Source organism: Sinosporangium siamense, from assembly GCF_016863435.1.
Lineage (GTDB): Bacteria > Actinomycetota > Actinomycetes > Streptosporangiales > Streptosporangiaceae > Sinosporangium > Sinosporangium siamense.
This window is the reverse complement of the sequence record NZ_BOOW01000006.1, coordinates 639,299-650,024: the sequence shown is the minus strand read 5'-3', so window position 1 is coordinate 650,024 and position 10,726 is coordinate 639,299. Positions and strand designations below refer to the sequence as shown.

At 73.2% G+C, this 10,726-nt stretch carries 2 protein-coding genes; both read right to left on the bottom strand.

The annotated features are described in order from the left end of the window. On the bottom strand, positions 1-531 hold a 531-nt coding region (locus tag Ssi02_RS04870; protein ID WP_204021363.1), incomplete at its 3' end, for a beta-ketoacyl synthase N-terminal-like domain-containing protein. Beyond that, positions 521-10,381, bottom strand: coding sequence for a type I polyketide synthase (locus tag Ssi02_RS04865; RefSeq protein WP_204021361.1), 9,861 nt, complete (start codon positions 10,379-10,381; stop codon positions 521-523). The genes Ssi02_RS04870 and Ssi02_RS04865, both read right to left, overlap by 11 nt. Between the last annotated feature and the right edge of the window lie 345 nt (positions 10,382-10,726).

Here is a 10,726-nt window from a genome sequence, read left to right as displayed (position 1 = left end):
GAGCAGGTGGCCTTCGAATCCCTCAGGGGGTGAGTGCAGAGGAGCCGCGTAGTCCTGGGCTATGGCACCGACGAAGACGCCCGTCCTGCTGCCGCGCAGGGACGCCGGATCGATCCCGGCCCGCTCGACCGCCTCCCACGAGATCTCCAGCAACAACCGCTGCTGCGGATCCATAGCCAGCGCCTCACGCGGCGAGATCCCGAAAAATCCGGCGTCGAAGTCGGCCGCCTCGTAGAGGAACCCGCCTTCCCGCGTGGCCGAGGTGCCGGTGCGGCCGGGCCCTCCGCCGAACAGGTCCGCGAGGTCCCACCCGCGGTCGGCCGGGAATCCCGAGATCGCGTCCGTCCCGGAGGCCACCAGCTCCCACAGCCCCTCCGGCGAGGTCACCCCACCGGGGAACCGGCAGGCCATCCCCACGATGGCGATTGGCTCGGAACGCCTGGACTCCACCTCGTGCAGGCGTTGGCGGGTTTCCTGGAGTTCGATGGCTACACGGCGGAGATATTCGACTAGCTGCTCGTCATTCGCCACGTGTGAGTTCCTTGTCGATGAAGCTGAGGAGGTCGTCGACGTCGGCCGTGCGGAGCCGTTCGGTGAGCTCCGAGGGCGGGGCCGCCGGTGGTGGGGGCGGCGGCGGGGCCGAGGGTGGGTGGTCGGGGAACAGGCGATCGTTCAGGTGACGGACCAGAGCCGCCGGGGTGGGGTGGTTGAACAGCAGCGCGGCGGGGAGGCGCAGCCCGGTGGCGGTGCCGAGCCGGTTGCGAAGTTCGACGGAGGTGAGGGAGTCGAAGCCGAGCTCCTTGAAGGGCATGTCGGCGTCGACGGCGTCGCTCGCCCCATGGCCCAGGACGGCGGCGGCCTGGGCTCGCACGAGGTCGGCCAGCAGCTTCTCCCGGTCGGCGGGAGCCGCGGCTTCGAGTCGTTCGCGGAGACCGCCCCGGCCGGCGGGGCTCGGGGAGGACGGGCGGGAAGAGGACGGTTGCGGGGTGCGGCCTTCCGGAGTGCTCGTGGCGGGCCGCAGGTGCCGCAGCACCGGGAGTGTCTCTTCGCCAAGCCGGCGCAGGACGCCGAGGTCCAGAGCGAGCGGCGCGACCACGGCGTCCTCACCGGACAGGGCGAGGTCGAACAGCTTGAGAGCGTCGGGGGTGGCGATGGGCCGCAGTCCTAAACGCGCCATCCGCGCCCGGTCTGCCGCGGCCAGCCCACCCGCCATGCCACACGCCGCGACGTCCCCGCCCTCCCAGGGCCCCCAGGCGAGTGAGGTCGCCGGCAGGCCGCGCGTACGGCGGTGCTGGGCCAGGGCGTCGAGAGCGGCGTTGGCCGCAGCGTAGTTGGCCTGCCCCGCCCCACCCAGCACCCCCATCACCGAGGAGAACAGGACAAACTCCGAAAGATCCGCTCCCGAGGTGAGTTCGTGGAGATGCAGAGCCGCGTCGACCTTGGGGCGCAACACGCCGTCGAGCCGTTCCGGGGTGAGGCCGGTGACGACGGTGTCGTCCAGGGCCCCGGCCGCGTGCACCACAAGGGTCAGCCGCCGCTCGGCAGGCACCCCGGCGAGGAGTACGGCGAGAGCCTCGCGGTCGGCCACGTCACAGGCGGCCACGGTGACCGACGACGCCCCGAGCGCCAGCAGGTCGCGTTCCAGCTCCGCCGCCCCCTCGGCATCCGGCCCACGACGGCTCACGAGGATGAGGTGGCGCATGCCGTACGCGGTGACGAGGTGGCGGGCGAGCGCCCCGCCGAGCGCGCCGGTGCCGCCGGTGATCAGGGCAGTGCCGCTGTTGCTCAGAGCGGTGCCGGACGCCGTCTCGCCCCCGGTGCCGCCGGTAACCAGGGCGATGCCCGGCGCCGTCCCGTCCCCGGTGCCTGACAGTGCCGGGGGTGGAACGGTCAGCACGACCTTGCCGACGTGGCGGGCCTGGCCGATGTGCCGGAACGCCTCAGGTGCCCGCCGCACATCCCACGCGGTGACCGGCAGCGGCTCCAGGGTCCCGTCGGCGAGGAGGGGCGCGAGTGCGGCGAGCATGCGTCCGATCCGGTCCGGTGGGAGATCGAGCAGGTCGAAGGCCTGGTAGCGCACTCCGGCGGGGTCGCGGACGTCGGTCTTGCCGAGTTCGACGAACCGGCCGCCAGGCGCCAGCAACCGCAGGGAGGCGTCCGTCAGCTCTCCGGCGAGGGAGTTGAGCACGACGTCCACCCCGCGTCCGCCGGTCGCGGCGCGGAACCGGCCTTCAAAGGAAGGTTCACGTGAGGACGAAAGACGCTCGGCGGGCAGGCCTGTGGCGGCGTGCTTGGCCGGAGAGGCCGTGCCGTACACATCCGCACCCAGATGGCGGGCGAGCCGGACGGCCGCCATGCCGACGCCACCTGCCGCCGAGTGCACAAGGCAACTCTCACCGCCCCGCAGACCGGCGAGTTCGACCAGCGCGTGGTAGGCGGTCAGGTAGGCGATGGGCGCAGCAGCGGCCTGCGGAAACGTCCACCCGGCGGGGATCGGCGCGAGGAGCCGCCGGTCGGTGACGGCGAGCGGAGCGAAGGCGCCGGAGAAGACCCCCATCACCCGGTCTCCGACAGCAAGGTCCGCGATGTCGGCCGCCACCTCGGCGACGACACCCGCGGCCTCCAGCCCCAACGGGCCCGGGTCGCCCGGGTAGTGGCCCAGCGTGCCGAGCACGTCCCGGAAGTTCACCCCCGCCGCCCGCACGGCCACCCGCACCTGACCCGGAGCGAGCGGCGCCGCGGCGTCCGGATGAGGCACCGGGGCGAGCCCCTCGAAGGTGCCACGCTCCACAACCACAAGCCGCCACCCGCCCGGCGACGTGCCGGACTCCGGAGGTGCCGACCGGCCGATGGCGCTCAGGCGGGGCACGTGGGCGGCGCCGCCAAGGGCGAGCCGGGGTTCGCCGCCTGCGGCGGCCCGTGGGATCACGCCGGAGTCCAGGACTGCCGACCCGCTCGCAGCATCCGGCCGTGGCACCGGGACTGGCGCCCCGTCCGGCAATATGCCGGCGCTCAAGGATGCCGCCCGGCCCGCGGCGGTCAGGCGGGGCACATAGGCGGCGCCGCCGCGCAGGGCGAGCTGGGGTTCGCTGCTCGCGGCGGCCTGCGGGACCAGGTGGGCGGACCGGTCGTCGATGTCCACCAGTACGAGGCGGCCCGGGTGCTCGGTCTGCGCGGAGCGCACCAGCCCCCAGACGGCGGCCTGCGCCGGGTCGGGCACCTCACCGGCTTCGACGGCGACCGCACCCCGGGTCACCACGACGAGCCCGGGGTGGTGACCGTCCAGCCGGTCCCGCAGCAGCGCGAGCGCCCAGTGGGTGGTGGCGCGTACGCCATCGGCGGACATGTCACCGGGACGTGGGCATTCGGCGACCTGCCACTCGGGGGCGGAGTCGTCGCCAAACTCGTGGGCGTGCCAGGCGAGGCGGTACAACCCGGCAGTGTCCAGTACGGCGGAGCCGGACCCGACGGGATGGGACAAACCTGCGGAGCCGGACCCGACGGGATGGGACAAGCCTGCTGAGCCGGGCTCGGCCGGGCGGAACACCAGTTCGCCGATCGACAGGACGGTGTCTCCCCGCTCGTCGGACGCCGTCAGGGAGACCCCGCCTTCCGTGGGCGTGAGCCGTACCCGGAGGTTTTCCGCGCCAGTCACGGCGAGGGACGCGCCGGTGACGGTGAAGGGCAGCTCGGGGGGTGCTCCCGCCGTGCCGGGCCGGTCGACCCAGGCGTGCAGGGCGGCGTCCAGCAGCGCCGGGTGCACCCCGAATCGAGCGCGCGGCACTCCCTCCGGCAGCCCGGCCTCGGCGTACACCTCGTCTCCCGCGTGGTGGACGCTCCGCAGGCCGCGGAAGGCGGGACCGTAGGCGTAACCCCGGCCGTGGAGCCTGGCGTAGACGTCGCCGACGCCGCCACCGGGCGCGGCGACCTCCGCGACACCGGGCGGCACCTCGGGGCCGAGGAGGCCGGTGCCGTGCCTGACCCAAGGGCCGGCCGCCGCCCTGCCGTACACCGACAACGCCCTGCGCCCCTCCTCGTCCGGGGCGGCGACGGCCAGTTGCACCTCGACGTGACCCCGCTCGGGCAGGGGAAGGGGGCGTTCGAGCGTGAGCTCCTCAACGGCCGGGCACCCCGTCGACGCGCCCGCGTGCCAGGCCAGCTCCAGCAGCGCGCCGGCGGGCAGGATCACCGTGCCCGCGACACGGTGATCGGCCAGCCACGGTTGGCTGCGGAGGGAGAGCCGCCCGGTGAACAGCTTCTCCCCCGTCGAGGCCGACTCGACCGGGCCGCTCAACCACGGGTGATCAGCGGAGGCGGTGCGCGGCGACTCCAGCCAGTAGCGCCGCCTGCGGAACGCGGTCGTGGGCAGCTCGGCGGGAGGAGTGTCGCCGAAGTACGCCGCCCAGTCGACCGTCGCTCCATGCACGGCGGCGGTGGCCACGGCGGTGGCGAGTGTGGTGGTCTCGGGCCTCCCCCTGCGCAGAAGCGGGGCGAAGAGCGCATCGGGCACACAATCGGCCCCCATCGCGGACAACACCCCGTCGGGCCCGAGCTCGAGGAACGTGCGTACCCCCGCGGCGAGCACGGCGTCGGCGAACCTCACCGGCTCCCGCACCTGACGCACCCAGTGATCGGCGGAGAAAAGCGCAGAAAGGCCATTCACGGTGGAGACGACAGGGATGCGCGGCTCGCCGTACGTCACCTTCTCGGCGACCTCGCGGAACTCGTCGAGCATCCCCTCCATGCGCGGCGAGTGGAAGGCGTGGCTCACCCGCAATCGGCGGATCCTCCGCCCAAGCGCCTCGAACCGGGCGGCCACGGCCAGCACCGGCCCCTCGTCGCCGGACACGACGACAGCCGCGGGACCGTTGACGGCGGCCAGCGCCAGTTCGTGCTCACGCCCGGCGAGCAGCGGGGCCACCTCGTGTTCCGCGGCCTCCAGCGCGACCATCGCCCCGCCCTCCGGCAAGGCCCCCATCAACCGGCCGCGCGCAGCCACCAGCGCACACGCGTCCGCCAGCGACATCACCCCCGCCACGTGCGCCGCCGCGAGCTCCCCGACGGAGTGGCCGACGAGCACGGCCGGGCGCATCCCCCAGTGACCGAGCAGCCGGAACAGCGCGACCTCGAGCGCGAACAGCGCCCCCTGGGCGTGCTCGGTGCGGTCGAGCAGCGCGTTCGGTTCGGCGCCGAAGACGAGGTCGGCGGGCCTGTGACCGACGTACGGCATAAGCCCGGCCCAGACCTCCTCCAGCGCATCGGCGAACACCGGGTGCGCCGCGTGCAGCTCACGCCCCATGGCGTGCCGCTGGCTGCCCTGGCCGGTGAAGAGATAACCCGGCTCGCCGGACGCGGTGCCCAGGACGAGGTTCGGCGCCTCCCGCCCCTCGGCCAGCGCGGCCAGGCCGAGAGCGAAGTCCTCCGGGCGGGCCGCGATCAGCGCGGCGCGGCGGGCGAAGCGGGCCCGGGTCGTGGCGAGCGCCCGCCCGACCGCCGCCGAACCGGCGCCCGGCCGGGCCGCGAGGTGCTCGCGGAGCCGCGCCGCTTGCTCGCGCACGGCCTCGTCGTCCCGTCCGGTGACGATCCACGGCACGGGGAGCGCGGCGGGCCCGGCCTCTTCAACGGGGTGGGACGGCTCAGCCGCGTTGCCGGATGGCTGGGCAATGGTCGCGCTGCACGAGCCGGCGCCGGGCTCGCCGGATGCCTGAACACCCTCCACGATCACGTGCGCATTGGTCCCGCTGATCCCGAACGACGACACTCCCGCCCGGCGTTCCCCCGCAGGCCACTCGCGCGCCTCGGTCAGCAGCGACACCCGCCCGGCCGACCAGTCCACATGCGGTGTCGGCTCGTCCACGTGCAGGGTGGAGGGCAGAACGCCCTCCCGCATCGCCATGACCATCTTGATCAGGCCGCCGACACCCGCGGCCGCCTGCGTGTGTCCGATGTTCGACTTGAGCGACCCCAGCCACAGCGGCCTGTCACGTTCCTGTCCGTAGGTAGCCGTCAGCGCCCTGGCCTCAATGGGGTCGCCCAGCGCGGTGCCCGTCCCGTGCGCCTCCACCACATCCACCTGCGACGACACGAGCCCCGCATCCGCCAGCGCCTGCACCACCACCCGCTCCTGCGACGGGCCGTTGGGAGCCGTCAACCCGTTACTCGCCCCGTCCTGGTTGACCGCGCTCCCCCGCACCACCCCCAGCACCCGCCGCCCCGCACGCACCGCGTCCGACAACCGCTCCAGCAGCAGGACACCCGCGCCCTCGGCCCACGCCGTACCGTCCGCCGACGCCGCGAACGACTTGCACCGCCCATCGACCGCCAGACCCCCCTGACGGCTGAACTCAACAAACATCCCCGGATTCGCCATCACCGTGACCCCGCCGGCGAGCGCCAGGCCACACTCCCCCGCACGCAGTGCCCCCACCGCCTGATGCACCGCCACCAGAGACGACGAACACGCCGTGTCCACGGTCACCGCGGGGCCTTCAAGCCCCAGCGTGTACGCCACCCGCCCCGAAACCACACTCGACGTGGTGCCGGTCAGCCCGTAGCCCGCGGTCTCGCCGCTGGTCTCGTAGAGGCGCGGGCCATAGTCGGTCGGCATGGCCCCGGCGTAGACGGCGGTACGGCTGCCGCGCAGCGAGACCGGATCGATCCCCGCCCGCTCGACCGCCTCCCACGAGATCTCCAGCAACAACCGCTGCTGCGGATCCATAGCCAACGCCTCACGCGGCGAGATCCCGAAAAATCCGGCGTCGAAGTCGCCGGCCCCGTCCAGGAACCCACCCAAGCCTGACGCCGACACCTCCGCCAGCGCCTCAAGATCCCAGCCCCGATCGACGGGAAACCCCGACACGGCCTCCCGCCCCGACACCACCAGCTCCCACAATTCCTCGGGAGACGACACACCCCCGGGAAACCGGCACGCCATCCCAATGATCGCGATCGGTTCACCGTGAAGGGCGGCGGCGGGAAGAGCCACCGCCGCGACCGGCTGCGCCCGCAGGTAGGCGGCAAGCGCGGACGGCGTCGGATGGTCGAACACGGCGGTGCCGGGCACCGGCCGCCCCGCAACAACCGCGAGCCGCTCACACAACTCCACCGACATGGCCGAGTCGAAGCCAAGGTCCTTGAACGTCCTGTCCATGTCGACCGCATCCGGCGCGTAGTGCCCGGCGATCGCGGCCACATGAGCACGCACAGCATGCGCGAGATCCGCCGGGGCGTTCCCACGGTCCTGCGGCACGCCGGCCACGGCGAAGGCCTCGTCGGCACCACGCCCCGTGAGAAGGCCGGACGTGTCCTCCGGCTCCTCGGACGCAGAGCCGGCGCCCTCCCCTCCGGAGTCACACCGGAGGTTCCCGCCGGGTACGGCGGAAGCCGAGGTGGCTCCGCTTCCCGCCCCATCACCCACGCCACGTACGGCGGAAGCCGGGGTCACCCCGGTGTCGAGCCAGTGGCGGCGGCGCTGGAACACATAGGTCGGCAGATCGACTCGCCGCGCGCCGGGAAAGACGGCGGCCCAGTCCACCGATGCCCCCGCGACCTGCGCTTCGGCCAGGGAAGTGCGAAAACGCTCCATCCCGCCCTCGTCGCGGCGCAGTGTGCCCACGGCGGCCACCCGGTCGCCGAGGGTGTCGCGGACCGCACCGGTGAGCAACGGATGCGGACTCACCTCGACAAGCAGGTCATAACCGGCGGCGGCCATGACCTGGACCGTGTCGTGGAAGCGCACCGGCTGCCGCAGGTTGCGATACCAGTAGTCGGCGTCCAGTCCGCCGGTGTCGAGCGCACCCGCGGTGACGGTGGAGTAGAACTCCACCTCCGCCGCGCCCGGCCGGAGGAAGGCCAGCTCGCCGAGAAGCCGCTCCCGCATCACGTCGACGTGGGCGCAGTGCGACGCGTAGTCCACCGCCACCCTGCGGGCCCGCGTTCCCTCCGCCTCGCAGGAGGCCTGGAGTTCGTCGATCGCGCCGGCGTCGCCCGACACCACGACCGACGCCAGGCCGTTGACCGCCGCGACCGCCAGCCCCGGCCATCCGGCCAGCCTGCTCTCGACCTCGCCGGGATTCAGCGCCAGCGAGAGCATGCCGCCGCGCCCGGCGATGGCCGACATCGCGCGGCTGCGCAGCGCCACCAGGCGCGCGGCGTCGTCAAGGGTCAACGCGCCCGCCACGCAGGCGGCGGCGATCTCGCCCTGGCTGTGCCCGGCGACGGCGGCTGGCCGCACCCCGTGGGCCTCCCACAGCGCGGCCAGCGACACCATCATGGCGAACAACGCGGGCTGCACGACGTCGTCGCCGGTCAGGCGCTCCCCGGCGGCGAGCCGGTCGAGCAGGGAGAACCCCAGGTAGGGCTGGAACGCCGCGGAACACTCGGCCATCCGCTCCCGGAAGGCGGGTGCGGTCGCGAGCAGCCGCACGGCCATGCCCGCCCACTGGGAGCCCTGGCCGGGGAAGACGAAGGCGACGCGACCGGCTCCCGCCGTACCGGCACGCTGGACGAGGCCGGGGGCCGGCTCGCCCGCGGCGAGCCCCGCGAGTCCGCGCAGAAGTCCGGCCCGATCCTGGGCTGTTACGGCGGCGCGGCGTTCGAAGACAGTGCGGGTGGTGGCAAGTGAGAGACCGACATCGGCGAGGTCCGGGCGCGGAAGCGACTCCCATCCGCCCAGCGGCCCCTCCCGATCCCGGGCTGCGGCGGCCCGGTGTTCCGAGACAGTGCGGGTGGCCGCGCGCGAGAGACCGAGGCCGGCGAGGTCCGGGGCCGACTGCGATCCGCCCAGCAGTCCGTCCTGGTCCGGGGCCGCCACGGCGCGGCGTTCGACGACAGAGCGCGTGGCGGCAGAGGAGAGACCGAGGCCGGCGAGGTCCGGTGCCGGCTCCAGCAGGTTCAGCAGGCGCACAGCCTGTGCGCGAAGCGCAGCATCGGTCCGCGCCGACAGAACCCACACCCCCGGCGCCTCCGCCACGTCGGCCTCTGAGGCGGGCGCCAACGCACCGGGCGCGTCACCGGCTCCGCCGTCGCCGGACGACCCCACGGCGGCCGGCGGCGCCTCGACACGGCTTCCGCCGTACGAGCCCGCGCCGGACACCACCGCGCCGGCCTCGGCCCTCGGGACCTCCACCGCCGGCGGGGCCTCCGACAGGACGATGTGGCAGTTCGTGCCGCCCATGCCGAACGAGCTCACCCCCGCCGTCCGCGGGTGGGCCCCGGCGGGCCAGGGAGCGGCGGAGGTCTGGACCGTCAGACCCAGCTCGTCGAGAGGGATGCCGGGATGAGGGGCCTCGAAGTGCAGACTCGGCACGAGTTCGCCGAGGGCGACGCAGAGAGCGGCCTTGACCAGGCCCGCGATGCCGGCCGCGCCTTCCAGATGGCCGATGTTGGTCTTCACCGAGCCGACCCGCAGCGGGGCCCGCTCGAAGGCGGCGGCGAGGGCTCGGGCTTCGACGGGGTCGCCGACGGGGGTGCCGCTGCCGTGGAGTTCGACGTAGTGAACCTCGCGGGGGTGCACCCCGGCGTCGGCGTGGGCTCGGCGGACGACGTCTTCCTGCGCGGCGGCGTCGGGGGTGGTCAGGGTGCGGCCGCCGCCGTCGTTGCCGACCGCCGAGCCGCGGATGACGCAGTAGACGCGGTCGCCGTCGGATAAGGCGGCGGCGAGGGGCTTGAGGACGAGGACGGCCCCGCCTTCACCGCGCACATATCCGTCGGCCCCGGCGTCGAAGGTGGCGCAGCGGCCTTGGGCGGAGAGGCCGCCGAAGGCCGCGGAGACGTCGGCGGCGAAGGGGCCGATCAGCAGGTTGACGCCGCCGGCGAGGGCGAGGTGGGATTCGCCTCTGCGGAGGCTTTCGCATGCCAGGTGGACGGCGACCAGCGACGACGACTGCGCCGCGTCGACGGTGAGGCTGGGCCCGCGCAGGCCGAGGACGTAGGAGATGCGGTTGGCGATGACACCCCGGTGCAGACCGGTCATCGCGTGGGAGGTAAGGGGGGTGTCCGCCGCGAGAGCGGCGTAGTCGTCCCACATCGCCCCGACGAAGGTGCCGGTACGGCTGCCGCGCAGGTCGCCGGGCACGACGCGGGCGTCTTCCAGCGCCTCCCAGCCGAGCTCCAGCATCAGCCGCTGGCGCGGGTCCATGACAGCCGCTTCACGTGGTGAGATGCCGAAAAATTCGGCGTCGAACCCGTCGATCGCGTTCAGATAGCCGCCGGGACGGGCGGCCAGGCCGGGCCTGCCGGCGGGTGGTGCCGTGACGGCGTCGACGCCGTGTTTGAGGAGGTGCCAAAACTCCGCCGGGTTTCCCGCCTGGGGAAACCGGCAGGATAAACCGATGACGGCGATGGCATCGCGGTGGTCCCGTCGCACGCCGAACTTGCCCATGCCTGTCCCTCGCCCCCCGCAGGCACACCGAACTCGCAGGTGCCCCGTCGAACTTCAGCACTTCGCAGTTGCCACGCATTACCGAGAGCAGGCTTCAAGCGCCCCCGTCGAGCCAAACAAGGTGAGCGAAGCTCACACCAGCACACCTGATGCACCCCGTTAGCGCAGCTAAAACGACATAGCAGCGCTTGTCTTCGCTAATCCCCATTGGCGAAGACAGTAGGCATAGTACGTCCCCATGCGCCCCAGAGAACAGCCGTTGTCCACCAATTCCCAGGAAGTGTTCACCGCCCCCGACAACAACTTCCACGGCGAGATCCCTGGCGAACGACTACACCCTGATAA